General features: G+C 44.8%; 24 protein-coding genes, 1 tRNA gene and 1 riboswitch. Of the genes, 16 read left to right on the top strand and 9 right to left on the bottom strand.

Annotation, left to right across the window (positions count from 1 at the left end):
* Positions 1-2: 2 nt before the first annotated feature.
* The gene (gene moaB, locus ACTS60_RS21450) at positions 3-515 is read right to left on the bottom strand and encodes a molybdenum cofactor biosynthesis protein B (protein WP_005433210.1); all 513 of its coding nucleotides are present in this window, start codon (positions 513-515) and stop codon (positions 3-5) included.
* A 100-nt stretch (positions 516-615) separates the two neighbouring features.
* Positions 616-1,605 (bottom strand): GTP 3',8-cyclase MoaA, encoded by a 990-nt coding sequence (moaA, locus tag ACTS60_RS21445; protein ID WP_440889905.1) that lies wholly within the window; start codon positions 1,603-1,605, stop codon positions 616-618.
* Positions 1,594-1,727, bottom strand: a riboswitch (molybdenum cofactor riboswitch). It overlaps the preceding gene by 12 nt.
* Positions 1,728-1,907: 180 nt before the next feature.
* Here moaA and ACTS60_RS21440 point away from each other — a divergent pair.
* Entirely contained in the window at positions 1,908-2,798 is an 891-nt protein-coding gene (locus tag ACTS60_RS21440; protein WP_440889904.1) for a YvcK family protein, read from the top strand.
* Between the two features lie 48 nt (positions 2,799-2,846).
* On the opposite strand, the gene luxU is transcribed toward ACTS60_RS21440, so the two are convergent.
* The 3 genes from luxU to uvrB form a co-directional block, all read right to left on the bottom strand.
* On the bottom strand, positions 2,847-3,191 hold the full coding sequence (luxU, locus tag ACTS60_RS21435; RefSeq protein ID WP_440889903.1) for a quorum-sensing phosphorelay protein LuxU: 345 nt from the start codon (positions 3,189-3,191) through the stop codon (positions 2,847-2,849).
* Positions 3,188-4,591, bottom strand: a complete 1,404-nt coding sequence (gene luxO / locus ACTS60_RS21430) for a quorum-sensing sigma-54 dependent transcriptional regulator LuxO (RefSeq protein WP_440889902.1) — start codon at positions 4,589-4,591, stop codon at positions 3,188-3,190. Before luxO ends, luxU begins: the two co-directional genes overlap by 4 nt.
* Before the next feature lie 310 nt (positions 4,592-4,901).
* Positions 4,902-6,932 carry an excinuclease ABC subunit UvrB gene (gene uvrB, locus ACTS60_RS21425; protein WP_440889901.1) on the bottom strand — a complete coding sequence of 677 codons (2,031 nt, stop codon included), beginning with the start codon at positions 6,930-6,932 and terminating at the stop codon, positions 4,902-4,904.
* Positions 6,933-7,490: 558 nt separating this feature from the next.
* On the opposite strand from uvrB, the gene ACTS60_RS21420 reads away from it, so the two are divergent.
* The 10 genes from ACTS60_RS21420 to ACTS60_RS21375 all read left to right on the top strand — a co-directional run bounded on the left by ACTS60_RS21420 (position 7,491) and on the right by ACTS60_RS21375 (position 15,882).
* Positions 7,491-7,566, top strand: a tRNA-Asn gene (locus ACTS60_RS21420).
* Between the two features lie 347 nt (positions 7,567-7,913).
* The gene (rsxA, locus tag ACTS60_RS21415) at positions 7,914-8,492 is read left to right on the top strand and encodes an electron transport complex subunit RsxA (RefSeq protein WP_005425202.1); all 579 of its coding nucleotides are present in this window, start codon (positions 7,914-7,916) and stop codon (positions 8,490-8,492) included.
* Between the two features lie 3 nt (positions 8,493-8,495).
* On the top strand, positions 8,496-9,089 hold the full coding sequence (gene rsxB, locus ACTS60_RS21410; RefSeq protein WP_005439677.1) for an electron transport complex subunit RsxB: 594 nt from the start codon (positions 8,496-8,498) through the stop codon (positions 9,087-9,089).
* A gap of 8 nt (positions 9,090-9,097) precedes the next feature.
* Positions 9,098-11,599, top strand: a complete 2,502-nt coding sequence (rsxC, locus tag ACTS60_RS21405) for an electron transport complex subunit RsxC (protein WP_440889900.1) — start codon at positions 9,098-9,100, stop codon at positions 11,597-11,599.
* A complete protein-coding gene (gene rsxD, locus ACTS60_RS21400; RefSeq protein WP_440889899.1) occupies positions 11,599-12,645 on the top strand; it encodes an electron transport complex subunit RsxD in 1,047 nt (348 codons plus the stop codon). Before rsxC ends, rsxD begins: the two co-directional genes overlap by 1 nt.
* A gap of 7 nt (positions 12,646-12,652) precedes the next feature.
* Entirely contained in the window at positions 12,653-13,291 is a 639-nt protein-coding gene (rsxG, locus tag ACTS60_RS21395; protein ID WP_440889898.1) for an electron transport complex subunit RsxG, read from the top strand.
* Positions 13,284-13,976: an electron transport complex subunit E gene (locus ACTS60_RS21390; protein ID WP_440889897.1), complete on the top strand. Its 693-nt coding sequence runs from the start codon at positions 13,284-13,286 to the stop codon at positions 13,974-13,976. Before rsxG ends, ACTS60_RS21390 begins: the two co-directional genes overlap by 8 nt.
* 79 nt (positions 13,977-14,055) lie before the next feature.
* Positions 14,056-14,697: an endonuclease III gene (nth, locus tag ACTS60_RS21385; RefSeq protein WP_005444675.1), complete on the top strand. Its 642-nt coding sequence runs from the start codon at positions 14,056-14,058 to the stop codon at positions 14,695-14,697.
* A 32-nt stretch (positions 14,698-14,729) separates the two neighbouring features.
* Positions 14,730-15,146: a lactoylglutathione lyase gene (gloA, locus tag ACTS60_RS21380; protein WP_440889896.1), complete on the top strand. Its 417-nt coding sequence runs from the start codon at positions 14,730-14,732 to the stop codon at positions 15,144-15,146.
* A gap of 301 nt (positions 15,147-15,447) precedes the next feature.
* On the top strand, positions 15,448-15,882 hold the full coding sequence (locus ACTS60_RS21375; RefSeq protein WP_440889895.1) for a DUF2753 domain-containing protein: 435 nt from the start codon (positions 15,448-15,450) through the stop codon (positions 15,880-15,882).
* Positions 15,883-15,960: 78 nt separating this feature from the next.
* Here ACTS60_RS21375 and motY read toward each other — a convergent pair whose 3' ends face one another.
* The gene (gene motY, locus ACTS60_RS21370) at positions 15,961-16,842 is read right to left on the bottom strand and encodes a flagellar protein MotY (RefSeq protein WP_440889894.1); all 882 of its coding nucleotides are present in this window, start codon (positions 16,840-16,842) and stop codon (positions 15,961-15,963) included.
* 305 nt (positions 16,843-17,147) lie between these two features.
* On the opposite strand from motY, the gene rnt reads away from it, so the two are divergent.
* Positions 17,148-17,792, top strand: coding sequence for a ribonuclease T (gene rnt, locus ACTS60_RS21365; RefSeq protein ID WP_010449419.1), 645 nt, complete (start codon positions 17,148-17,150; stop codon positions 17,790-17,792).
* A gap of 28 nt (positions 17,793-17,820) precedes the next feature.
* Positions 17,821-19,146, top strand: a complete 1,326-nt coding sequence (locus ACTS60_RS21360; RefSeq protein WP_440889893.1) for a Na+/H+ antiporter family protein — start codon at positions 17,821-17,823, stop codon at positions 19,144-19,146.
* Between the two features lie 88 nt (positions 19,147-19,234).
* Here ACTS60_RS21360 and ACTS60_RS21355 read toward each other — a convergent pair whose 3' ends face one another.
* Together ACTS60_RS21355 and ACTS60_RS21350 are read right to left on the bottom strand one after the other, a co-directional pair.
* Positions 19,235-19,864: a DsbA family protein gene (locus ACTS60_RS21355; RefSeq protein ID WP_440889892.1), complete on the bottom strand. Its 630-nt coding sequence runs from the start codon at positions 19,862-19,864 to the stop codon at positions 19,235-19,237.
* A gap of 75 nt (positions 19,865-19,939) precedes the next feature.
* Entirely contained in the window at positions 19,940-20,275 is a 336-nt protein-coding gene (locus ACTS60_RS21350; RefSeq protein WP_440889891.1) for a Grx4 family monothiol glutaredoxin, read from the bottom strand.
* A 489-nt stretch (positions 20,276-20,764) separates the two neighbouring features.
* On the opposite strand from ACTS60_RS21350, the gene sodB reads away from it, so the two are divergent.
* The 3 genes from sodB (at position 20,765) to ACTS60_RS21335 (ending at position 22,875) form a co-directional block, all read left to right on the top strand.
* A complete protein-coding gene (gene sodB, locus ACTS60_RS21345; protein WP_005439697.1) occupies positions 20,765-21,349 on the top strand; it encodes a superoxide dismutase [Fe] in 585 nt (194 codons plus the stop codon).
* A 155-nt stretch (positions 21,350-21,504) separates the two neighbouring features.
* Entirely contained in the window at positions 21,505-22,008 is a 504-nt protein-coding gene (locus ACTS60_RS21340) for a VC2046/SO_2500 family protein (RefSeq protein ID WP_440889890.1), read from the top strand.
* A gap of 183 nt (positions 22,009-22,191) precedes the next feature.
* Positions 22,192-22,875, top strand: a complete 684-nt coding sequence (locus ACTS60_RS21335; protein ID WP_440889889.1) for an SDR family oxidoreductase — start codon at positions 22,192-22,194, stop codon at positions 22,873-22,875.
* Positions 22,876-23,027: 152 nt separating this feature from the next.
* Here ACTS60_RS21335 and adhE read toward each other — a convergent pair whose 3' ends face one another.
* Positions 23,028-25,715 (bottom strand): bifunctional acetaldehyde-CoA/alcohol dehydrogenase, encoded by a 2,688-nt coding sequence (adhE, locus tag ACTS60_RS21330; protein WP_440889888.1) that lies wholly within the window; start codon positions 25,713-25,715, stop codon positions 23,028-23,030.
* Between the last annotated feature and the right edge of the window lie 33 nt (positions 25,716-25,748).

The following is a 25,748-nucleotide window of genomic DNA, read 5'->3' as shown; positions in this document are numbered from 1 at the left end:
AGTTATACAGATAGGTGAGGCATGAAGTTACAAGGACGGTGGCTTGCATCTAACTGTTGCTTGATGATCTTCGTCCAACCCGTACGACACGCACCAGTAGAACCCGGCATTGCGAAGATAACCGTATGGTTAGCAAAACCTGCAATCGCACGAGATTGAATGGTTGAAGTACCGATCTCTTCGTAAGAAACTAAGCGGAACAACTCACCAAAACCTTCTACTTCTTTATCAAATAGTGGCTTAAGTGCTTCCGGCGTGCTGTCACGTGAAGTGAAACCTGTACCGCCAGTGATCATGATTGCTTGTACGTTTTCGTCAGCAATCCACTGAGAAACGATCGCACGAATCTTGTACATGTCATCGATAACGATTTGTTTGTCGACTACGTTGTGGCCCGCTTCTTTTGCGTGCTCAACTAGGTAACCACCAGAAGTGTCGTTTTCTTCAGTACGAGTGTCAGATACCGTTAGAACGGCAATGTTTGCAGGTTGAAATTTGCTTTCAGCGTGACCCATTTGTTCACCTATTCTCTAATTTGCTCTTGATACGCAGGGTATCGATTCTGGAAAAATCATCAGAAGCCACGTCTGCTCCCGATGTAAAATCTGATTGGAATTAACCGCCGATAGACGCGAGATGGGGCGTCATACCTGTGTTGCCATCTTGCAAGAAGTGACTAACGGATTTCGTTTGCAGCTGCGTTTGAATACGTTCAATCAATTCTTCCTCTTGCTCGTCACGTTCTAATAGGTCACGTAATTCCACACCATGCTCACCGAACAGACATAAATGCAGTTTACCCATAGCTGAGACACGGAGTCGGTTACAGCTCTCACAGAAGTCTTTTTCATACGGCATGATCAGGCCAATTTCACCCTTATAATCTGGATGAACGAATACCTGAGCAGGGCCATCGTTATGAGAACGGACTTTAAGTAACCAACCGTTAGCAATTAATTGATTGCGGATTGCAACACCAGAGACATGGTGCTTAGCAAACAGATCATCCATTTCTCCCGTCTGCATTAGTTCAATAAAACGCAGTTGGATCGGACGATCTTTAATCCAGTTAAGAAAAGCAGGCAGCTCATTGTGGTTGAGGTCTTTCATCAGCACCACGTTGACTTTGACTTGCTCATAACCTACTTCGAACGCACGTTCGATACCATTCATCACCTCTGTGAACTTATTTTCACCAGTGATTTGATGGAACATACGCGGGTCAAGGCTATCTACACTCACGTTAATGTGCGTAAGGCCAGCTTCATGCCAGTCTGCTACTTGTTTTGCCATGCGGTAGCCATTAGTCGTTGTCGCGACTTTTTTGATACCCGGCGTGGTTGCGACGGAGTGAATAATGTCAGTAAAGTCTTTGCGTAAACTCGGCTCGCCCCCTGTGATGCGTACCTTTGAGGTACCACAATCTGCAAACGCTTTGACGACACGTTTGATCTCAGGGAGAGATAAAAAAGACGAGTTTTTATTGCCCGATGGCTTGTAGCCGTCAGGAAGGCAATAGGTACATTTGAAATTACATACGTCGGTCACAGACAGACGCAAGTAATAGAACTTACGATGAAATTTGTCTTCGAATTGTTGCGCCACGGAACACCTTTCCAAACACGGGAGGCATAATCATTTCCAATTATGCCCTTGTGACAGAATGTCACTGGCTCAAAATGCTTATCCTTGGACTTAGCATAGTAAGCTCGGAGTTATGGCAACCAGCACTATAATATAAGCACTTGGTAGCTTTGCCGTGTAAAATACTTAATATTCGTAATGGAATCTAGCCTTAATCGGTAAAAATCTCTGTAGAAACACAATTTACTTCCTAGTGAGTACACGGCTATTACTCAATAAGATAAATTGTAGTCGGTTATGACAAAAAATATTAGAAGAACACGATGAAAATCTATAACGACAAAAAGGTTGCCGCCGTTGGCGGAGGCCACGGTCTAGGTCGAATGCTATCGGCTTTGAAAGACTTTGGCGAAAACGCGACTGGAATTGTAGCAACAACGGATAACGGCGGCTCAACTGGGCGAATTCGTCATTGCCAAGGTGGGATTGCTTGGGGAGATACACGTAATTGTATCAACCAGCTCATCACCGAGCCTTCTATCAGTTCAATGATGTTTGAATATCGTTTTCGTGGTGCGGGTGAACTTGACGGACATAACCTAGGTAATCTCATGTTGACTGCTTTAGATCATCTATCGGTGCGACCTCTTGATGCTATCAACTTGATCCGCAACATGCTGAAAGTGGACGTTAATATCTTACCGATGTCAGAGCACCCCTCAGATCTGACAGCTCTTGCCGTTGATGGTCAATTAGTAACTGGTGAAACCAATGTAGACGAGATGGACAAAGAATTACGTCGACTCGATCTTTCTCCAGAAGTCCCCGCGACGAAAGAAGCGATCACCACCCTAGAACAGGCTGACGCAATCATCTTAGGGCCAGGCAGTTTTTTAACCAGCATAATGCCGCCGCTATTACTTCCTGAACTCGGGAAAGCCATTGCAAGCAATCTTGATGCTAAGCTTATATTCGTTGCTAACTTGAGCCCTGAATATGGTCCTGCTGGGTTGATGTCCTTAAAACAAAAACTCGAATGGTGTGAACGCGCCTGCCAAGGAAGGACGATTGATGTCGTTTTGGCAGAAAACGCCGACGATGAGGTAAAAGCACACTGGAACGTTGTCACCCAATCACTTGCATCCACCAATCGAGATTGGCGTCACGATCGTGATAAATTAAAACAAGCGATTGTTGACCAATTAACAATATAAGAGAGATAAGAAAAAAGAGGCACTTAGCCTCTTTTCTATATGCCTCTACTATTGACCCCAGTTCAAATAAGCCTTTTGTGTAACCTTCAGTGTATCAAGCATCATGGATACATCACCATCGTGGCTTAATGACTCTCCTCGCTTCACTTTATGATCAATTTGAATCGCCAAGTCACATAAGCGATCGGCCCCAAAACTCGCCGCACTACTCTTTAATGCATGGCTAATTTCTTTCAAGTACACAAGTTGACCATCACTTGAATCAGCGTTTAGATTGTCGACATATGAGCGCATCTCTCCGAGGAAAATATCCAAAAGAATAGGAACATTTTCACTGCCTATTTCATCAGACAACTCATCAATTTTTTGCTGATTTAACACTTCCTTGTTCATGCCTTTTTCTGCTCTTCAGTTTGATTCCAAGTTTGGAGCTTACGATAAATAGTAGAAGGGCTTACATCCAAATAACCAGCGGCCCTTGGTATATTGCCATCGCAAGCCTCTATTGCCTGTTCAATAGCGGATTTCTCTGTCATCCACAGCGGTATAATATCGGATGCAGAAAAACTCTCGATTTCGACTGCTCTTGGCACTGCTGTCTTAATCATTGGTGTATTCAATGGCGGAGGCAACATGTCTAATGAAATCTCTTTACCGCTGTTCAAGACAACAATATTGCGCAATACGTTTTGCAACTGACGAACGTTTCCGGGCCATTCGTAATCATTGAATCGCTCTATTACCTCTGGAGAGAAACGTACAAAGCTTTTCCCTTCCTCATGCGACATGTAGCCAAGCAATGAATAAGCAATCTCAATCACATCCTCACCACGCTCACGCAATGGTGGCAGATGCAATGGAATAACGTACAAACGGTAGTACAAGTCTTCGCGAAAACGGCCTTCTTGAACCTCTTTCCAAGGGTCACGGTTGGTTGCACACACAAAGCGCACATCAACACTCTTCATTTTAGAAGAACCCACTTTTTGGAAAGTACCGGTCTGAATAAAGCGCAGTAACTTGGTTTGCAGATCCAAGTCCATTTCACACAGCTCATCAAGGAAAAGAGTGCCTCCGTCAGCCAGTTCTGCCGCACCTTGGCGATCATTAGCCGCCCCGGTAAAAGCACCTTTTACGTGACCAAACAGCTCACTTTCAATGAGATCTTTCGGGATTGCGGCACAGTTGATGGCGATAAACGGCTTATCTCCACGCTTACTTGCTGCGTGAATCGCCTCCGCACACACTTCTTTACCCGTGCCACTTTCACCAGTAATGAAAATACTCGCCTTACTGCTCGCTGCCGAGTCAATGGTACGGTAAACCTGCTGCATGGTTTGGCTACTGCCAATAAAGCCTTGATAATTTTGATTACCAGGATTATCCGCTTCATTTTTCAGCTTCGTCGCCTTGCGAATGGCATTGTTAACCGTAACGCGTAATCGGTCAGCTTCGCAGGGTTTAATTAAGAAATCCTGAGATCCATGACGCATTGCTTCAACTGCAGTATCAATAGAGCCGTGTGCCGTCATAAAAATGATCGGAACATCAGGATGACTCTCTTTGACTGCATGAAGAACATCCATCCCTGTCATATCGGGAAGACGCAGGTCCAGCAGAATTAAATCTGGGATTCGATGCTTTAAGCTGTCAATAGCATCACGCCCAGTCCCGACGATATTAATATCAATGCCAAGAGGAGTTAGATAGGAGCGATATAACGCCGCGACAGATGCGGTGTCTTCAACCATCAATAGATAGCGAGACTTTTGACCTTCTGTATTTGATTGCATAACCTAGCCGATTTATCGTTGTGTTTTAAATAATAATCGCATTACGCTTTGCATTTTGCAAACAAACAATCGACATAGAATGAAATGCTAAATTAGGAAAGCATACAGATCAATGAGATGGAGAGTGGCACGATGTATGCGTTAATCAGTGCGACCCCTCGGGTCACCTAGCCAACTGACGTTGTTTGTGAATTCTATATTCACGCAATGAGCCAATAGACCCGACTGCCTATTGGCTTTTTTTTTTGCTGTTTACTGAGTGACTAGCAACACACACATGCTACTTACTTGGCTCATTAGTCAATGAGCTCTAGCTATTGGCAATGAACTGAGCACGCAACTTCTCTATTTCATCACGCTTTTGTGCAGCGAGTTCAAATTCAAGATCCTGCGCATGCTGGTACATTGCAGCTTCCAAGCGACTGATCTCTTTCTCTAGTTGCTGTGGTGACATTACCTCGTATGTCTGAGAAGGCTCAGCCACTTTCGATAACGGTACTTGCTTATTGTTACGCTGACGCTTCGACTTAGTGATGTCCCCTAACTCCATAATATCTTTAATATTACGTTTCAGAGCTTGTGGTTCAATACCCATCTTCTCATTGTAGGCGCGCTGTTTTTCGCGACGGCGATCGGTTTCATCCATCGCTTTTTTCATCGACTTAGTAATCGAATCCGCATACAAAATTGCTTTACCATGGAGGTTACGCGCTGCTCGACCAATCGTCTGAATTAGTGAACGTTCAGATCGTAAGAAGCCCTCTTTATCCGCATCAAGAATCGCTACCAGCGAAACTTCCGGCATATCCAAACCTTCTCGCAATAAGTTGATTCCCACCAGCACATCAAACTCACCTAAACGAAGGTCACGGATAATCTCTACACGCTCCACCGTATCGATATCAGAGTGCAGATAGCGAACCCTGACATCATGCTCGTGCAGATATTCGGTTAAGTCTTCAGCCATTCGCTTAGTTAACGTCGTTACCAGAACACGCTCCTCTTTCGCTGAACGGATTCGAATCTCAGAGAGCAAATCATCCACCTGAGTCGCCACTGGGCGCACTTCTAGCTCAGGATCCAGAAGACCTGTTGGACGCACAACCTGATCAGCTATCTCGTCGCCTGATTTCTCTAGCTCATAGTTACCTGGTGTGGCCGAGACAAATATCGTCTGCGGAGAAATTGCTTCAAACTCTTCGAACTTCATCGGACGGTTATCCAATGCAGAAGGCAGGCGGAAACCAAACTCAACCAGTGTTTCTTTACGTGAGCGGTCACCTTTATACATCGCACCAATTTGAGGCACAGTAACGTGTGATTCGTCGATAATCAGCAAACCATCGTGAGGCAAGTAGTCAAATAGTGTCGGTGGCGGCTCACCCTCTGCACGCCCACTTAAGTATCGAGAATAGTTTTCGATACCGGAACAAAAGCCCAGCTCGTTCATCATTTCAATATCGAATTGGGTACGTTGGCTGATACGCTGCTCTTCTAAGAGCTTGTTGTTATCCAGAAGCTGCTTCTTACGTACTTCGAGCTCGCCTTTAATGCTCTCAATCGCATCAAGAATACGCTCGCGTGGGGTAACATAGTGAGTTTTCGGATAAATCGTATAACGTGGTAAATCGCGTTGCTTGACGACACCAGTTAGTGGGTCAAATACACTGATGCAATCCACTTCATCGTCAAACATTTCAATTCGTACGGCATCTTGGTCGGATTCTGCTGGGAAGATATCAATCACTTCACCACGAACTCGAAACTGTCCACGCTCAAATGCCACATCGTTACGTGAATATTGCAGTTCAGCAAGGCGGCGTAGCATATCGCGCTGATCAATCACGTCTCCACGGCGAAGATGCAACATCATTTGCAAATAAGACTCAGGGTCACCTAAGCCATAAATAGCCGATACAGATGCAATAATAATCGCATCTTTTCGCTCTAGTAGAGCTTTGGTAGCAGACAAACGCATTTGCTCAATATGAGCATTCACCGATGCGTCTTTCTCAATGAAGGTATCTGTAGTAGGGACGTACGCTTCTGGTTGGTAGTAGTCATAATAAGATACGAAATATTCAACCGCGTTATTTGGGAAGAAAGCTTTCATTTCCCCATACAACTGCGCTGCCAAGGTTTTATTAGGAGCAAGAAGAATAGCCGGGCGCTGTGCTTCAGCGATCACATTAGCGAGTGTGAATGTTTTACCTGAGCCCGTCACCCCCAGCAAAGTCTGATGAGCTAGACCTGAATCTAACCCTTCTAATAGCTGCTTTATTGCGGTTGGCTGATCACCAGATGGTTGATATTCAGAGACCAGTTCATAAACTTTACTCATACCCTTCCTCGAATTTACTACACTTCAGCTGTATATATATACACCTTAGTAGTTTAAATCTATGCCTAATTGAATTTTATAGCGCATTGTTATGAAATTTTAAACGATGCGGCCTTTACTATAGCCTTCTGAACACGACTCTGTTATAGTCTTTCGCCCTGCTTGATGAACCCCATTAATCATCATTTATTAGTTTCCACAACTTTTCCCCAAAATGTCGCTCTAAAACATTTTATCCCCAAAAGTCCAAATTTTATCCACCATAACAGTTTTAGTTAAAAAATAAGCGAACCCCCTGTTTTATATAGATTTAAACTAAAAATTTTTAACCGACACTTCACTCAAAACTTAAGCTGTTTCATATAAAATACCTTTACTCAGATCTCATCAACATAGTTATCCACAATTTTGGTGGATAAGTAACTCCAGCCCTTAACTGGCAAGGAGTACAAAAAAGTAAAGAAAAAAAATCACTATTTTTTGCTAAAAAACTATTTTTAAGTGTTGACAGAAACATAGGTGCTCGGTAAGATTCGCCCCGATTTCAAGCAAAGCAATTCCTCCTTAGCTCAGTTGGTAGAGCGACGGACTGTTAATCCGCAGGTCGCTGGTTCAAGTCCAGCAGGAGGAGCCAAATTCAGAAAAGCCGCGTCCAAGACGCGGCTTTTTCGTATCTAGCGATCTACTGCTACGAAATCACCACCTCATTTAGGGCATGAGCTCTTCCCATAAATACGCTTTTGTTGTTCTCCTGATGTTAGTTGAACCACCAGCAAAGTCACGTTAAATCAGCAGCACTAATTGCGTTTCACTTTGTTAACAACCATTCACCAAACTTTTCAATTTCTTATTAATTCATCCGCTCACATCACATACACGTATAATTTTCCATCGGGTGCATAAAACCACACCGTTCTCTGGTTGTTATTGGTGTCACAAAACACGATAATATTGGGATCGGATTTTAAGAACGTAATAACTATGACCGAATATATTTTGTTGTTGGTCGGCACTGTGCTGGTGAACAACTTTGTACTGGTAAAGTTTTTGGGCTTGTGTCCTTTTATGGGCGTGTCTAAAAAACTGGAAACTGCAATTGGCATGGGTTTAGCTACAACTTTTGTACTAACGCTCGCGTCTGTGTGTGCCTACTTGGTGGAAAGCTATGTCTTACGTCCACTAGGCATCGAATATTTACGAACCATGAGTTTTATTTTGGTGATCGCTGTTGTTGTACAGTTCACCGAAATGGTCGTGCACAAAACCAGCCCAACGCTTTACCGTCTGTTGGGTATCTTCCTACCTCTGATCACAACGAACTGTGCGGTTCTGGGTGTTGCTCTGCTTAACATCAATGAGAACCACAACTTTATCGAATCGATCATTTACGGTTTTGGTGCTGCGGTTGGCTTCTCTTTGGTACTGATCCTATTTGCGTCGATGCGTGAGCGTATTGCTGCTGCAGACGTACCAGTACCATTTAAAGGCGCATCGATTGCGATGATCACCGCTGGCCTTATGTCTCTTGCCTTTATGGGCTTTACAGGTTTGGTGAAGTAGACGATGAGTACGATTTTAATTGCGATCATCGCTCTTGCTGCCCTCGCCGCTGTCTTCGGGGCTATACTCGGTTTTGCATCGATTCGCTTCAAAGTCGAAGCGGATCCAATTGTCGATCAAATCGATTCTATCCTACCGCAAACTCAGTGTGGCCAATGTGGCTACCCTGGTTGTCGTCCATACGCAGAAGCAATCGCGAATGGCGATAAAATCAATAAATGTCCTCCTGGTGGTCAAGCGACCATTGAAAAACTGGCGGATCTAATGGGCGTCGAAGCGGAAGAGTCGGCACACGATCTCGACAGCAAAGTCAAAACCGTTGCTTTCATCCATGAAGATATGTGTATCGGTTGTACCAAGTGTATTCAAGCGTGTCCTGTGGATGCGATTGTTGGTGGTACTAAAGCCCTTCATACCGTTATCAAAGACGAGTGTACCGGTTGTGACTTGTGTGTTGCTCCTTGTCCAACTGACTGTATTGAAATGATTCCTGTGGAAACCACCACAGAGAGCTGGAAGTGGAAGCTTAACGCTATTCCAGTAGTTAACATTACGGATGCTGCCAACGCAGCGAACGTGACTGATTCAATTAAATAAGGTTTCGTATGTTGTCTTTGATTGAACAAATTCGTACTGGTTCGCTATGGGATTTCCCAGGCGGCGTGCATCCGGCAGAAAACAAAAAGCAATCCAACAAAACTGAATTGGTTCATGCAGCCATTCCGTCGGAAATCGTCCTACCTCTGAAACAACACATCGGTAAAGCAGGTAATCTATTGATTGCTGTTGGTGACACAGTGTTGAAAGGTCAACAGCTAACGGCGTCAGACAGTGGTTTCACCGTTCCTGTTCATGCACCAACTTCTGGGCAAGTGACGGCTATTGAACCACGCACCGTTGCTCACCCATCGGGGTTAAGTGAACTGTGCGCAGTGATTACACCTGATGGTAACGATACTTGGTGTGAGAAAACGCCAGTAGCCGATTACACCCAAGAATCCGCTGATGCACTGATCGACGTGATTCGCCTTGCTGGTATCTCTGGCATGGGTGGCGCAGGCTTCCCTACCGCTAAGAAGATCCAATCGGGTATTGCGCGTACCGAAATTCTTATTGTTAACGCGGCAGAATGTGAACCTTACATCACCGCCGATGACAAGCTAATGCAGGAGCATGCGGACGAACTGATCCAAGGTATCGAGATCGTCGAGCATATCCTCAAGCCAAAACTGACCATCATCGGTATTGAAGATAACAAGCCAGCAGCAATCAAGGCGCTGGAACAAGCGGCGATGAACAAAGACATCGTGATCCGCGTTATCCCAACCAAATACCCTTCTGGTGGTGAGAAGCAACTCATCAAGATTTTGACCAACAAAGAAGTTCCTAGCGGCGCTATCCCTGCTGATATTGGCATCCTGGTTCAAAACGTTGGTTCTCTCTACTCAATTAAACGTGCAGTGATCGATGGCGAACCTGTAGTAAATCGCATCGTGACTCTGACGGGTAAGACCTTCAAGCAACCACGTAACGTTTGGACGCTACTTGGTACGCCAGTACAAGCACTTTTAGACGAGTTTGGCTACAAAGCAGATAAGAAACTGCAGCGCCTGATCATGGGTGGTCCAATGATGGGCTTTACCCTACCCCACGCTCAGGTTCCCATCACTAAAACATCAAACTGTATTCTGGCACCGAAGCGTCGTGAGATCGCTTCTGACCAATATGAAATGGAATGTATCCGTTGTAGCCAATGTGCGGAAGCGTGCCCTGCATCGCTATTACCACAGCAGCTCCAATGGTATGCAAAAAGCCAAGAATACGAAAAGCTGGAAGAACTGAACCTTAAAGATTGTATTGAATGTGGCGCGTGTGCATTTGTGTGCCCTAGTGAAATTCCACTGGTTCAATACTATCGTCAAGCGAAAGCTGAAATCCGTACACGCGCTCAAGAAGCGGCAGCAGCTGAACGAGCTAAGCTGCGCTTTGAAGAGAAGAAAGCGCGTATGGAACGCGAAAAAGCAGAACGTGAAAATCGCTTTAAGAAAGCCGCGGATGATCGTCGTAAAGACATGAAAGCCTCTGGCGGTGACGATGCGATTGCTGCAGCCATCGCTCGTGTGAAAGCACAAAAAGACAATGCCGAAGCAAAAGCAGAACCGACAGTGAAACCAGCGGTTGCAGCAGCAATTGCCAAAGCAAAAGCGAAACAAGCGGCAGCGGCTCAATCTGGTGCAGCCGAGCCTGATAACTCAGAAATGGCGAAGCTACGCGAAGAACGCAAACGTCTTGCTCGCGAACGCAAAGCGCAAAAAGAGCAAGGTGACACATCTACGGATAATGCTGACGATAAGAAGTCGGCGGTTGCAGCAGCAATTGCCCGTGCTAAGGCGAAGAAAGCTCAACAAGAAGACGCATCAACACCTGCTGAATCTGGTGACAAGAAAGCAGCCGTCGCGGCAGCTATCGCCAGAGCTAAAGCGAAAAAACCACAACAAGCAGATTCAACCGAATCTGTAGAAGCTGAAGCACCTGCTGAGCAAAATGAAGATCCAAAGAAAGCTGCTGTTGCTGCAGCGATTGCCCGTGCAAAAGCGCGCAAAGCTAAGCAAGAAGACCCTACAGAATCTGCAGAAGCGGAAGCTCCTGCTGAACAAGCTGAAGATCCAAAGAAAGCTGCAGTTGCCGCAGCCATTGCTCGTGCCAAAGCGCGTAAAGCTCAGCAAGAAGGTTCTACTGAATCTGTAGAAACGGAAGCGCCTGCAGAACAAGCTGAAGATCCGAAGAAAGCAGCAGTTGCCGCTGCCATTGCTCGTGCTAAAGCGCGTAAAGCCCAGCAAGGAGCACAAACAGAAACTGTTGAAGCGGAAGCTCCTTCTGAAGAACCAGAAGTGGATCCGAAGAAAGCTGCAGTTGCCGCAGCCATTGCTCGTGCTAAAGCACGTAAAGCGCAGCAAGAGGCACAAACAGAATCTGTTGAAGAAACGCCTTCTGAAGAGCCAGAAGTGGATCCAAAGAAAGCCGCTGTTGCCGCTGCCATTGCTCGTGCCAAAGCACGTAAAGCTCAGCAAGAAGCGAATAAGAACAATACTGAGGAGAACGAGTAATGTCGTTTTTTATTGCCAGTTCACCACACGCTCACAGCCGTCGCAGCACGCCTGATTTGATGAAATGGGTAGCACTGTGCGCTATTCCTGGCTTAGTGGCTCAAACCTACTTCTTTGGTTGGGGCACCATCATTCAACTTGTGTTCGCTATTGCGGTCGCAGTGTCACTTGAAGCATTAGTCATGCTTGTGCGTAAGCGTTCTCCAATACGCGCACTACGTGATAACAGTGCCATCGTGACAGCATGGCTATTAGCCGTAGCAATCCCACCATGGTCCCCTTGGTGGATCATGGTTATCGGTTTGATTTTTGCCATCGTTATTGCAAAGCACTTATACGGTGGTATTGGTCAAAACCTATTTAACCCAGCAATGGTCGCTTACGTTGTATTGCTTATCTCCTTCCCTGTCCAAATGACAAGTTGGAGCGCGCCTGTTTCATTAATGTCTGAGCATGTGACTTTTGCAGACGCATTGTCTCTGATCTTCACTGGCTATGACTTTGATGGCTTATCGCTGCAACAAGTTCGCGCTGGTGTGGATGGCGTAACAATGGCAACCCCATTAGATGCATTCAAAACCGGAATTCATACTGGTGCAACGCCAAATGAGGTGCTATCACAGCCAATGTTTGATGGTCTTGCGGGTATCGGCTGGCAATGGGTAAACCTAGCTTACTTGGTTGGTGGCCTTGTGATGATCAAGAAACGCATCATCCAATGGTACATTCCTGTTGGTTTCCTAGGTAGCTTGGCACTGTTTAGTACCGTGTTTAGCTTGATCATGCCGGGAGAAACCGCGTCACCAGTCTTCCACCTACTTTCAGGTGCAACGATGTTAGGCGCGTTCTTTATCGCTACCGACCCTGTTTCAGCATCAACGACAGTGAAAGGTCGCTTGATTTTCGGCGCTCTGATCGGTGCGTTGGTATTTATTATTCGTAGTTGGGGGGGCTTCCCAGATGGCGTTGCGTTCGCCGTTCTGCTTGCCAATATGTGTGTACCGTTGATCGACTACTACACCAAACCAAGAACTTACGGTCACTGAGGTAAACATGTTAACCGCTATTAGAAAAAATGGTCTGACACTGGCGATCTTTGCCTGTGCAACAACCGGTCTTGTGGCACTGACTCAGTACCTAACAAAAGATCAAATTAAGCTTCAGGAACAAAAGCAATTGCTGTCGGTTCTTAACCAAGTGATTCCAGAAGAAATGCATGACAACAACCTTGTCGCGGCATGTACTACGGTATCTGCGCCCGATCTAGGCACGGTTCGCTCGATGCCAACTTACATTGCGACCAAAGATGGTCAACCAACGGCAATGGCAATTGAGTCCATCGCACCAGATGGTTACAACGGTGAAATCAAAATCATCACCGGCATCGATAACCAAGGCAAGATCCTTGGTACTCGTATCCTAAGCCATCAAGAAACACCTGGATTGGGTGATAAGATTGATTTACGCGTGACGGATTGGATTCTAAGTTTCACTGATAAGCAAGTTACCGAAGATAACTGGAATTCTTGGCGCGTACGCAAAGATGGTGGCGATTTCGATCAGTTCACTGGCGCAACCATTACTCCTCGTGCGGTAGTGAAAGCGGTAAGAAATACAGTAAACTACGTAAATAAGTCTCGAGAAGAGATTCTGAATCAGCCCCTAGACTGCGCAGGAGGCAACCATGAGTGAAAATAAACTGCTAATGAAAAACGGCATGTGGAGCAACAACCCTGCCCTAGTACAACTTCTGGGTTTATGTCCTCTACTTGCGGTTTCTTCTACCATTACCAACGCCCTTGGTTTGGGTATTGCTACCTTATTGGTGCTTGTCGGTTCGAACGTGACGGTTTCACTGATTCGTAACTACGTACCAAAAGAAATCCGTATTCCCGTTTTCGTTATGATCATTGCTTCATTAGTAACTTGTGTTCAACTGTTGATGAATGCTTATGCCTACGGACTGTATCTATCTCTGGGTATCTTCATCCCACTGATCGTAACCAACTGTATTATCATCGGCCGTGCGGAAGCTTATGCCTCGAAGAATGATCCATTGCCAGCAGCATTGGATGGTTTCTGGATGGGTCTTGGTATGACAACAGTATTGGTTGTACTTGGTGCTATGCGTGAACTTATCGGTAACGGCACCTTGTTCGATGGTGCAGACCTATTATTGGGTGACTGGGCTGCGGCACTGCGTATTCAAGTTTTCCACTTCGATAGCTGCTTCCTACTGGCATTGTTACCACCGGGTGCTTTCATCGGCGTAGGACTTTTGATTGCGTTGAAAAATGTTATCGACAGCTCAATTCAGGCACGTCAGCCAAAAGAAGAAAAACCAGCCATTGAGCGTGCTCGGGTAACTAACGCATAATATAAGAATTCTAAAATCAAGGCTCTACCACTCGTAGGGCCTTTTTCATAAACCGCTAAGACGGGTTTGGAAGTCAGCAATGAACAAAGTCAAAAGAATTGAAATTCTCGAACGATTACGAGAAAACAATCCCAACCCTCAGACGGAGCTTAACTGGAGCACACCGTTTGAGTTGCTTATCGCCGTACTGCTTTCTGCGCAGGCGACAGACGTAAGTGTAAACAAAGCAACAGACAAGCTTTACCCTGTTGCAAACACGCCACAAGGCATTCTTGATTTGGGTGTCGATGGTTTAAAGGAATACATCAAAACCATCGGTCTGTTTAATTCAAAAGCCGAAAACACCATTAAGACTTGTAAGATCCTGCTCGAAAAACACAACGGTGAAGTGCCAGAAGATCGTGCAGCGTTAGAAGCGTTACCCGGTGTGGGTCGTAAAACCGCTAATGTTGTACTGAACACCGCATTCGGTTGGCCAACAATTGCGGTAGATACGCATATCTATCGTGTTTCGAACCGTACAAAGTTTGCGATGGGTAAAACTGTCGACGATGTGGAAGAAAAACTTCTTAAAGTGGTGCCAAAAGAGTTTAAGCTTGATGTACACCATTGGCTGATCCTTCATGGTCGCTACACCTGTGTTGCACGAAAGCCGCGTTGTGGTAGTTGTATCATCGAAGACCTGTGTGAATTCAAAGATAAAGTGTATCCAGACGAATAACCCTGTCTGAAACAATCGCTAGGAGCAAAAAAATGTCAAACGGTCGAATTCTTCACACCATGCTGCGCGTGGGTGACTTAGACAAATCTATCAAGTTCTACACTGAAGTAATGGGCATGCAATTGCTTCGTACCAATGAAAATAAAGAGTACGAATACACCCTTGCATTTCTTGGCTACGGAGATGAGTCGCAAGGTGCTGTCATTGAACTAACGTACAACTGGGGCACAACTGAGTATGACCTAGGCTCTGCATTTGGTCACATTGCGATCGGTGTAGACGATATTTACTCAACGTGTGACGCGATCAAAGCGGCAGGTGGGAACGTAACTCGTGAGCCGGGTCCAGTTAAAGGCGGTACAACCCACATCGCTTTTGTCAAAGACCCCGATGGTTACATGATAGAACTGATTCAAAATAAACAAGCTTCGGCAGGTTTAGAAGGTTAATACCAGTTCCGTTAATTAGATGTTCAAAAAATTGCGCCGGTAAAATCACTTAAAACAAGGCAAAGATTGAAGCTAGCTAGTTACTCTACCTACAAAATCTTTAACACCGTTATAAGTGATTTTAACCAGCAAGAATGAGCAGATAATTGATGGAATTGGTATAACTAAGACGCCTCTACTGAAACACGCTATTAATTGCAGGCAGGTCTGAGACCTGCCTTTCTTTTATCAACAAATCACTTTACTTGATAATGGTTATCGTTTAGATTTATCCACAATATTGATATGTGGGACAACGATAATGATCAGTGAATGGGAAAAACACACACTTCTCGCCGATACTGCACTTCAACTAGATGATCCTGTTCGCAGCATTCTTCATTACCAGCAAGCCCTTAGCCTGAGTGAAGATATTAGCGAATGTGTGGAAATAGAAGCCGATGAGAGACTATTGATTTCGGTGATTTCATGCCACAACCTAGCTCAGTTTTGGCGTTGGGCAGGTGATACAGAGTACGAGCTCAAATACCTTCAGTTAGCGTCTGAAAAAGTACTGACACTGATCCCTCAGTGTCCAAACAAAGATTGCGCAAGCTTTATTGATTCAATTGGGTGCTGTACAAAAGCCTTGATTGACTTTATGAAACGCCATCCAAATCCAACGATTGCCAAACAAGTTGAGAAGATTGATACCGCGACGAATTGTGAGATTATCGCCAAGTTTAAGCTGAACTAACTAGCTCACTAATTATATAATTAACAACGTCTTAGCTAAAAAAACACCAGAACAATGTGCTCTGGTGTTTTATTGATACTAGATCTGTGTCCGCCCTAGAGAAATCACTACCCGTCGGTTCTTATCTTTTCCAATCGGGCTACTATTATCAGCAATAGGCCTACGCTTGCCATAGCCTTGAACTTGGATTCGGTCCTCCGGTAAGCCAAGAGACTCAAAATAATCCCTTAACGACTCCGCTCTACGCTCAGATAAGTTTTGGCTCTCACTTTTGCCGTTAGTGGTATCTGTGTAAGTAGCTACAAGCACTAAATCAATATCTTGATTGTGGCGCACATAGTCAGCAATTTGAGAAAGGCGTTTTTTTGATGCTTTGGTTAGCTGATCGCCCTGGCGTTCATAATGCAAAATAGTGAAAGCAATATCTTCAAAGCTATATTTCAGCAAATTGGCAATGCAGTCACTAAACGCGTTGTACTTACTTTGGAACAATACCGATGACAAAGCCACTTCGATGCGTTGATCACGGCTTTGCCAGTCTTGATAGCTAAACGTAGGATAGCGACCTTTCTCTAGCTCAGACAAAATACCCCAAGCCGTTTGCCCTCCAACATAACCATCAAACTGTTTGAAAAACTTGAGGTTAGTAATGCGGTCCGCATTCTCTCCCGGTCGCCAAGGAGGCGGCATTGAAATCAGACTCACATTACGAGTCTCACCCATTGGGCGGCGCATCTTGAGTTCAAAATCTAAGTTGATTTTTTTGCTCGCATGAGATGAAAACACAGCATCACCAAAGTTTGGGATAGGATGAACAAGCTGACATTGTAGCGGCGTATTGATCACCATTTCCCATTGAGACTGCTGCGGTGTGGCTAAATAACGCTTACCCATAGCCAATGCATTGCTTGCACTTAGCATAGAGATTACTGCACCACTTGTTATTAGCCATTTCTTCATTTAGATATAATCTCTTAAACGGCAGGTAATTGCCGTTAATCTGGTTCCATTAAAAACTATCGAAATAATGCAAAATTCTCGCCAACTATAATAGCTTACGACCAAATAGAGAGCGCCTTCTGCGTACCTTCTGCATAAAAAGAAAAATTACTTCGCCAGATTAGAGAGTTACACGCCTGCTAATTCAGAGTATAAGTCTTGTTTGATATAGCCATTGTTGAATTAGATAATTATGAGAAATTGCGGTTTTTCTCATCGGTAGAATCTGCAATAATGCAGCCTTCGTCACACAAAAATAAGCCGACATGACAATAGAAAATGAAGCTCTAACCCTGAAAAAACGTTTTCGTGGTTATTTCCCAGTGGTAGTTGACGTTGAGACCGCAGGTTTCAATGCTCAAACTGATGCACTTTTAGAAATTTGCGCCGTCACCCTAAGCATGGATGAAAATGGCGATCTGCATCCTGCCTCAACCATTCATTTTCATATCGAACCTTTTGAAGGTGCAAATTTAGAAAAAGAAGCGCTGGAATTTAACGGTATTCGTGACCCTTTTAGCCCGCTGCGTGGCGCTGTTTCTGAACAAGAAGCACTAAAAGAGATTTACAAGTTGATCCGTAAAGAGCAAAAAGCAGCAGATTGTTCACGAGCGATCATGGTTGCACATAATGCGGCTTTCGACTTAGGTTTTGTTAATGCAGCTAATGAGCGCTGCAAACTAAAAAGAGTCCCTTTCCATCCATTTGCCACTTTTGATACCGCAACATTAAGTGGACTTGCTTATGGTCAAACTGTTCTAGCCAAAGCATGCAAAACAGCAGGGATGGATTTTGACAATCGTGAGGCTCACTCAGCCCTTTACGATACACAAAAAACTGCAGAGTTATTCTGTGGCATCGTCAACAAATGGAAGGCCCTCGGCGGTTGGCCGCTTGTTGACGAAGAATAATAAATAAACACAACATATTAGGAAAAGTATGAATCCTGTCGTTATATCTGTGTGCGTCATGCTCGCGTTAGCATTGATGCGCGTAAACGTGGTGGTAGCCCTCACGTTCAGTGCCATCGTTGGTGGCCTTGTTGCAGGCATGAGCCTTGGGGATACGGTTGCCGCATTTGAAAGTGGCCTAGGTGGCGGTGCGACTATCGCACTGAGCTACGCAATGCTAGGTACTTTCGCTGTTGCGATTTCTCGTTCTGGCATCACTGACCTTCTGGCAAAAAGCGTTATTAAGCGTCTAAACGGTAAAGAGAGCTCTGCGTCGACTACTGGTCTAAAGTACGCAGTATTGGTTGCTCTTATACTTGTTACCATGTCCTCTCAAAACGTGATTCCGGTACATATCGCCTTCATTCCAATTTTGATTCCACCTCTATTAGGCGTATTCGCAAAGCTTAAGCTGGATCGTCGTTTAGTCGCTTGTGTTTTGACTTTTGGTTTGATCACACCATATATGGTTCTACCTATTGGCTTCGGTGGTATCTTCCTAAACAACATCCTACTGAAGAACCTGCATGACAACGGTTTAACCGATGTGGTGGCAAGCCAAGTACCTACCGCAATGCTACTGCCTGGTGCGGGTATGATTTTTGGCCTTCTTACCGCGATTTTTGTTAGCTACCGTAAACCTCGTGAATACAAAGAAACAGAGCTAACTGTTGTTCATGAAACGGGTGAGAAGATTAATAAGCAACACATCATGGTTGCTGGTCTAGGCATTATCGCAGCACTAAGCATGCAGCTTTACACTGGTTCAATGATCATTGGTGCATTGGCTGGCTTCATGGTATTCACTTTCGGCGGCGTTATCGCGTGGAAAGAAACCCACGATGTGTTCACTAAAGGTGTACACATGATGGCTATGATTGGCTTCATCATGATTGCGGCGGCAGGTTTTGCGGCAGTAATGAAGCAAACTGGTGGTGTAGAAACGCTAGTTCAATCGCTATCAACGAGCATTGGTGACAATAAACCGCTTGCAGCGCTACTTATGCTAGTTGTTGGTCTGTTAGTTACTATGGGTATCGGTTCATCGTTCTCTACGATCCCAATCCTTGCGACTATCTATGTGCCGCTTGCGCTAGCATTTGGCTTCTCACCAATGGCGACTATCGCACTAGTGGGTACCGCTGCTGCGCTAGGTGATGCAGGCTCTCCAGCGTCTGACTCCACCTTAGGTCCAACGTCGGGTCTTAATGCAGATGGTCAGCACGAGCATATTTGGGAAACAGTGGTACCGACGTTTATCCACTACAACATCCCGCTGATTATCTTCGGTTGGATTGCCGCAATGGTGCTGTAATCACACCATTTAATGGATAAAATTCGTTACGAAAAAGCCGCTCATTGAGCGGCTTTTTGTTGTTTGGGCTTTGAAAACTGGTTTCGGCTTATTGCGCTGGCATGTTTTCAATAATACGCTCGCGAATTAACTTCAGCGTCGTTTCCGTCGATAAATAGTCGACTTCTATCGGGAAGTAAGCGTCGTTGATCTGCAATACCAAACTTGGATAAGAATTAACCCCAAGGCTCTTCGCTAGACTTAATTGATCTTGGAATACACCTTCTAACAGAGTGCCATCCATATCGTTCTTAAACTGCTGCACGTTCAAGCCAATTTCTTTCGCTAATTGCAGATGTGTCGCTTCTTCATGAGGTGGCATCGCACGTAAGTAGTAGGCATGCTGAATCGCTTCTAACATCTGTTCATAAGAATCTTGGAAACCGGCTGCAATAACCGCTCGGCAAGATTGGTAAGTGCTACGTACAGGTGTACATAACGTCCAGAAATCATAATTGAACTTGGTACCAAGCTGACCTTCGATTTGCTTCCAAACTTGTTCAATTTTCTGCTGCATCTCTGGTGGCATAGGCAGATTAGTATCTGGCGCAAGCCCACCCACCACATACTCAAACTGAATCACACCTGGCAGTTGTTGTTTCAATTTTTCGATGGTTGGTTTGTAGCCCCAACACCAACTGCACATTGGATCATGTACGTAGTAAAGCTTTATGTTCATTCCACTAACCTAAAAAAGAAAAAGGAGCCAATGCGGCTCCTTTGTATTCTATCGCCAAATGTGAGTATTTACGAATTACTCCGCGTCACCTTCAATACGTGCTGCCGCTTCTTTGATTAGAGGCTGAAGTTCACCTTTTTGGAACATTTCCAAAATGATGTCACAACCACCGATCAACTCACCTTCAATCCAAAGTTGTGGGAATGTTGGCCATTGAGCGTACTTTGGTAGTTCTGCGCGGATGTCTGGGTTTTGTAGAATGTCTACGTAAGCGAACTTCTCACCACAAGCCATTAGCGCTTGTGCTGCTTGAGAAGAGAAACCACAGCTAGGTAGTTTCGGTGATCCTTTCATGTACAGCAGGATTGAGTTTTCTGAAATCTGCTGTTTGATTTTATCGATAGTTTCCATCGCTTCCTCATTCATGGATGTGAACTGTAATTATTGCCACATTCTACTCAATAAACACAGAATAAAAACCATATAATTAGTAAGCTTTTGTACCGAAGTGACTTCAAGATGCAGGATTCCGAGCGCAGTCACTGATTCGGACATAAGAAAATAAACACCTTAAGAAGCGAATGCTTTCTATAAAGGTCAAAACGGGCAAGCAACACTTTGATGTAAACCCTAAGGCGAGTAGCTTTAGCATGTACGCTTGAAATTCAACTCACTTATCAAACTGTTCTCTTACATACAAAACAAGACATTTCGGTCGAACCAACTGACCTGACGTTATCTTGTTCACCCTCTTTTCTGTCAAAATATTTTCATATCGGGCTTTTAATAAAGTAAAAACTTGCTAAAATACTTTTCAAGTCAGTCGTAAAGACTACATATAAATAAAAACACTGGAAGCAATCGAAAGGTAACCCTTTCATATCTATGGAGAATCGAGTAATGGCATTTGAACTACCAGCTCTTCCTTACGCGAAAGACGCACTAGAACCACACATCTCTGCAGAGACTCTAGATTTTCACCACGGTAAGCACCACAACACTTACGTTGTTAAGCTAAACGGTCTTATCCCAGGTACTGAGTTCGAAGGCAAAACACTAGAAGAAATCATCAAGACTTCTACTGGTGGCGTATTCAACAACGCAGCACAGATCTGGAACCACACGTTCTACTGGCACTGTCTTGCTCCAAATGCAGGCGGCGAGCCAACTGGCGCAGTTGCTGACGCAATCAATGCTGCGTTCGGTTCTTTCGAAGAATTCAAAGCGAAGTTCACAGATTCAGCAATCAACAACTTCGGTTCTTCATGGACTTGGCTAGTTAAGAAAGCTGACGGTTCTCTAGAAATCGTTAACACTTCTAACGCAGCGACTCCTCTAACAGAAGAAGGTACTACTCCACTTCTAACTGTAGACTTATGGGAACACGCATACTACATCGACTACCGCAACGTACGTCCTGATTACATGAACGGCTTCTGGGCTCTTGTAAACTGGGACTTCGTAGCAGAAAACCTAGCGAAGTAATTCACTTCCCTTAAGTTCAATTTAGTCTTATTTAAAAGCTCGCATCATCGCGGGCTTTTTTATTGCTTCACCAACCTATTTCTTCAATTAATCCCCTCTTTTTCCTAAAGTTCTTTCTGCTGTTGCCGTTAAAAGTGCATCAAACGAGGAACATCATGCAAATCCATACTTTAGACAAAGCAGCAATCATCAATGAACTTCAGTTCGGCAATGGTATCAACCACGCCGTACACGAAGGGCGTCGTGCTGACTTCGCGCTAATTTTGTCTATGTTCTCGAATGATGTGCGCGATGTAGTACCTGTAGAAGAAGTACAAGAAGTCATTACCAGCGATGGCATCCTTCGCAAACAGTTTGGCTTATCGGAGCCTCAGGCTCTACGATCAGATAGTAGTAGCTACGAACTTGCCGCTGAGCAAGCGAAGCAGTTCCACGATGCAGGACTGCCCTCCGCAAAACTGAGCCACTACTTAAAACCAGACGCGCTTACTTATCTTCCTGAAGATACCTTCAACCTACCGGAAGAGGTTTACCATAACCTTTCCGGCCATGAACGTCGTAGCCTTGGTGAGCGCAACAAAACACTGATTCCTGAAGCTGGATTGTATAACCAACTAGTTACAGCTCAACGTCAATATCAAATCCAAGCACAAGCATAAAGACCTACCTTTTGAGCTTCGGTTTCATTCGACGCTCGTCAGAAATGTGACTCCTTGCAAAGAACCTAACATTGACCGCAAGGTTAAACCGTTAGTTTGAGGCTTTTCACACTGCCACTCATATTTTTGATCCATGCTAAAAGCACAAACTTCTGGTTATTATGCCTAAATAGTGAAGGTGCTATGGATATCAAAGATTCAATCATACTCGTTACTGCAGCAGGCTCTGTATTGGGACGAACTTGTTCCAATCACTTTGCTCATTTAGGCGCAACACTAATTTTGTGCGACAGTAACCCACAAAGCCTCACTGCGACCTACAAGCAAATCAAGTCATTTACCGAAAGGGTTTATGCAATTAATGTCTGCGGCGATACCCCAACCTCCATCAACCTTCTGTTTGACCAAATTGAGTCTCAACTTAATGCATCACCGGACGTCATCGTTAATTGCTGGACAAGTTCCCCAATGCCGAGCTTGATGGACCCTGAGCCGATGAATACATACATCGATCACCTCTCTAGTGCAGCACGATTTCTCTATACTTACGGCCAGGTTGGAGCGGAGCGCTTTCGCAATAAAAACAAAAAGGGCGTCATTGTAAACGTCATATCTCATGATGATCATCAAGATCTAACAGGGGTAGAAAGCATGGCTGCCCTTGTTTCGGGCTTTACACTAAGTTGGGCCAAAGAGCTCGACCCGTTCAATATTCGCGTAGGAGGTGTCATTCCATCACTAAGTCACATGAAAGAAGACCTAGACGAGAGGCATTGGGCTGAAATCCAGGACGAATTGGTTAGAAATACCGCTTACATTGTCTCAAACGAGTACTTTAGCGGCCGAGTTGTCACAACTGAAGTCTGATACTTCCTTTACCCTACAGCGGCCTCAAGCACAGTTTTGTTATATAAAAAAAGCCCCAGTCATGTGACTGGGGCTTTAACCTTTTCCCGATTAAGGTTTCGTGCTAGCGAAAACCTTTTCTCATAAGCGAATCTTAATTACGTTTCCGCTTATTATTTTTTAGCTTTAGGAGCTGCTTTCGCTGCTTCTTGGTCTGCTTTTTTCTTGATTACTGTAGTACCTTCGAAAGTTTCACCTTCAACGAAAGCTTTACCGTAGTAAGAAGCCATTAGAACTTCTTTTAACTCAGTGATTAGAGGGTAACGTGGGTTCGCACCTGTACACTGGTCATCGAACGCATCTACAGACAGCTCATCTAGCTTCGCTACGAAATCCGCTTCAGAAACACCTGCAGCTTGGATAGACATTGGGATGTCTAGGTCGCCTTTCAGCTCATCCAACCATGCTAGTAGACGTTCAATCTTCTGTGCAGTGCGGTCACCAGCTTGGCTTAGGCCTAGGTGGTCAGCTACTTCAGCGTAACGACGACGCGCTTGTGGGCGGTCGTACTGAGAGAACGCTGTTTGTTTAGTTGGGTTATCGTTCGCGTTGTAACGTACAACGTTAGAAATTAGTAGTGCGTTCGCCAGACCGTGTGGTAGGTGGAATGCATTACCAATTTTGTGCGCCATTGAGTGACAAACACCTAGGAATGCGTTCGCGAATGCTACACCAGCAATAGTTGCTGCGTTATGTACTTTTTCACGAGCGATTGGGTCGTTTGCACCGTTCGCGTAGCTTGATGGTAGGTACTCTTTCAGCATCTTAAGAGCTTGTAGAGCTTGGCCATCTGAGTATTCGTTCGCTAGAACAGATACGTAAGCTTCTAGAGCGTGAGTTACTGCATCGTAACCACCAAATGCTGTTAGAGACTTAGGCATGTTCATTACTAGGTTAGCATCAACGATTGCCATGTTTGGCGTTAGTTCGTAGTCAGCTAGTGGGTACTTAGCACCAGTCTTGTCGTCAGTAACAACCGCGAATGGAGTAACTTCTGAACCCGTACCTGAAGTTGTAGTGATACATACAAGCTCAGCTTTTTGACCCATTTTAGGGAACTTGTAGATACGTTTACGGATGTCCATAAAGCGCATTGCTAGTTCTTCAAATGCTGTTTCTGGGTGCTCGTACATTACCCACATAATCTTCGCAGCATCCATTGGTGAACCACCACCTAGAGCCAGGATTACGTCAGGCTGGAAGCTTTGCATTGCTGCTGCACCTTTCTCTACAATAGATAACGTTGGATCCGCTTCTACGTCAAAGAATGTATGCACTTCCATACCTTGCGCTTTAAGTAGGCTAACGACTTCGTCCGCGTAACCGTTGTTGAATAGGAAACGGTCAGTTACTAGGAATGCACGTTTCTTGCCTTCTAGGTCGCCGAGTGCAACTGGTAGGCTACCACGACGGAAGTAGATAGACTTAGGTAGTTTGTGCCACAACATATTTTCAGCTCGCTTCGCTACAGTTTTCTTGTTGATTAGGTGCTTAGGACCTACGTTCTCAGAGATAGAGTTACCACCCCATGAACCACAACCTAGAGTTAGAGAAGGTGCAACGTTGAAGTTGTAAAGGTCACCGATACCACCGTGAGTAGTAGGGATGTTTACAAGAATACGTGCAGTCTTCATCTTGTCGCCGAAGTAACGGATACGGTCTGCGTTAACGTCTTGGTTAGTGTAAAGACCAGATGTGTGACCGATACCGCCGATTTCAACCATCGTTACTGCTTGAGCAACCGCGTCTTCGAAGTTGTCAGCACGGAATAGACCTAGCGTTGGAGACAGTTTCTCATGAGCAAATGCATCGTCGTAAGAAACTTTGCCTAGACCTTCACCAACTAGTACTTTAGTATCAGCTGGAACTTTAACGCCTGCCATTTCAGCGATTGCTGGAGCTGGTTGACCAACGATTTTCGCGTTTAGTGCGCCATCGATTAGAAGAACTTTACGTACCTTCTCTGCTTCAGCTTTGCTTAATACGTAAGCTTTGTGAGAATTGAAACGCTCTTTTACTTCGTCGTATACTTCATTAACAACGATTGCAGCCTGCTCAGAAGCACATACTACGCCGTTATCGAAAGTTTTAGACATAAGGATAGAAGCTACAGCACGCTTGATGTCAGCAGTTTCATCGATAACTACAGGAACGTTACCCGCACCTACACCGATTGCTGGCTTACCAGAAGAGTAAGCTGCTTTAACCATGCCTGGACCACCAGTTGCAAGGATAAGAGCGATGTCATCGTGCTTCATAAGAGCATTAGAAAGCTCTACAGATGGCTGGTCAATCCAACCGATGATGTCTTTTGGAGCACCTGCTGCTACTGCTGCGTCTAGTACTAGTTTAGCTGCGTCGTTAGTAGAATTTTTCGCACGTGGGTGTGGCGAGAAGATGATACCGTTACGAGTCTTCAAAGAGATTAGAGATTTGAAGATTGCAGTAGAAGTAGGGTTAGTTGTTGGTACGATACCGCAAATGATACCTACAGGCTCAGCGATAGTCATAGTGCCCATGCTATCGTCTTCTTCAAGGATGCCACACGTTTGTTCGTCTTTGTACTTATTGTAAATGTACTCAGAAGCAAAGTGGTTCTTGATTACCTTATCTTCTACGATACCCATACCAGATTCTTCAACCGCTTGTTGAGCTAGCGGGATACGAGCTTGGTTAGCTGCAAGAGACGCAGCGCGGAAGATTGCATCTACCTGCTCTTGAGAGTAAGTAGCGAACTCTTCTTGCGCTTTCTTAACGCGAGCAATCATTGCATCTAGTTCAGCCATATTAGTTACAGGCATAGGGATTCTCCTAAAATTAACAAATATTAAAAA

The sequence above is a fragment of the Vibrio sp. WZ-1 genome (assembly GCF_052037695.1).
Taxonomy (GTDB): domain Bacteria; phylum Pseudomonadota; class Gammaproteobacteria; order Enterobacterales; family Vibrionaceae; genus Vibrio.
Note: the sequence above shows the minus strand (reverse complement) of the source record. Positions and strands in the feature narration are given on the sequence as shown.

What these genes read in the sequence shown, in the direction of transcription:
- sodB (WP_005439697.1), top strand. Translation starts at nt 20,765, where the DNA reads ATGGCATTTGAACTACCAGCTCTTCCTTACGCGAAAGACGCACTAGAA.
- motY (WP_440889894.1), bottom strand. Translation starts at nt 16,842, where the DNA reads ATGAAGAAATGGCTAATAACAAGTGGTGCAGTAATCTCTATGCTAAGT.
- rsxA (WP_005425202.1), top strand. Translation starts at nt 7,914, where the DNA reads ATGACCGAATATATTTTGTTGTTGGTCGGCACTGTGCTGGTGAACAAC.
- ACTS60_RS21355 (WP_440889892.1), bottom strand. Translation starts at nt 19,864, where the DNA reads ATGAACATAAAGCTTTACTACGTACATGATCCAATGTGCAGTTGGTGT.
- rsxD (WP_440889899.1), top strand. Translation starts at nt 11,599, where the DNA reads ATGTCGTTTTTTATTGCCAGTTCACCACACGCTCACAGCCGTCGCAGC.
- rsxB (WP_005439677.1), top strand. Translation starts at nt 8,496, where the DNA reads ATGAGTACGATTTTAATTGCGATCATCGCTCTTGCTGCCCTCGCCGCT.
- ACTS60_RS21340 (WP_440889890.1), top strand. Translation starts at nt 21,505, where the DNA reads ATGCAAATCCATACTTTAGACAAAGCAGCAATCATCAATGAACTTCAG.
- gloA (WP_440889896.1), top strand. Translation starts at nt 14,730, where the DNA reads ATGTCAAACGGTCGAATTCTTCACACCATGCTGCGCGTGGGTGACTTA.
- nth (WP_005444675.1), top strand. Translation starts at nt 14,056, where the DNA reads ATGAACAAAGTCAAAAGAATTGAAATTCTCGAACGATTACGAGAAAAC.
- ACTS60_RS21440 (WP_440889904.1), top strand. Translation starts at nt 1,908, where the DNA reads ATGAAAATCTATAACGACAAAAAGGTTGCCGCCGTTGGCGGAGGCCAC.
- ACTS60_RS21375 (WP_440889895.1), top strand. Translation starts at nt 15,448, where the DNA reads ATGATCAGTGAATGGGAAAAACACACACTTCTCGCCGATACTGCACTT.
- ACTS60_RS21335 (WP_440889889.1), top strand. Translation starts at nt 22,192, where the DNA reads ATGGATATCAAAGATTCAATCATACTCGTTACTGCAGCAGGCTCTGTA.
- moaB (WP_005433210.1), bottom strand. Translation starts at nt 515, where the DNA reads ATGGGTCACGCTGAAAGCAAATTTCAACCTGCAAACATTGCCGTTCTA.
- rnt (WP_010449419.1), top strand. Translation starts at nt 17,148, where the DNA reads ATGACAATAGAAAATGAAGCTCTAACCCTGAAAAAACGTTTTCGTGGT.
- ACTS60_RS21350 (WP_440889891.1), bottom strand. Translation starts at nt 20,275, where the DNA reads ATGGAAACTATCGATAAAATCAAACAGCAGATTTCAGAAAACTCAATC.
- luxU (WP_440889903.1), bottom strand. Translation starts at nt 3,191, where the DNA reads ATGAACAAGGAAGTGTTAAATCAGCAAAAAATTGATGAGTTGTCTGAT.
- rsxG (WP_440889898.1), top strand. Translation starts at nt 12,653, where the DNA reads ATGTTAACCGCTATTAGAAAAAATGGTCTGACACTGGCGATCTTTGCC.
- ACTS60_RS21390 (WP_440889897.1), top strand. Translation starts at nt 13,284, where the DNA reads ATGAGTGAAAATAAACTGCTAATGAAAAACGGCATGTGGAGCAACAAC.
- adhE (WP_440889888.1), bottom strand. Translation starts at nt 25,715, where the DNA reads ATGCCTGTAACTAATATGGCTGAACTAGATGCAATGATTGCTCGCGTT.
- luxO (WP_440889902.1), bottom strand. Translation starts at nt 4,591, where the DNA reads ATGCAATCAAATACAGAAGGTCAAAAGTCTCGCTATCTATTGATGGTT.
- ACTS60_RS21360 (WP_440889893.1), top strand. Translation starts at nt 17,821, where the DNA reads ATGAATCCTGTCGTTATATCTGTGTGCGTCATGCTCGCGTTAGCATTG.
- uvrB (WP_440889901.1), bottom strand. Translation starts at nt 6,932, where the DNA reads ATGAGTAAAGTTTATGAACTGGTCTCTGAATATCAACCATCTGGTGAT.
- rsxC (WP_440889900.1), top strand. Translation starts at nt 9,098, where the DNA reads ATGTTGTCTTTGATTGAACAAATTCGTACTGGTTCGCTATGGGATTTC.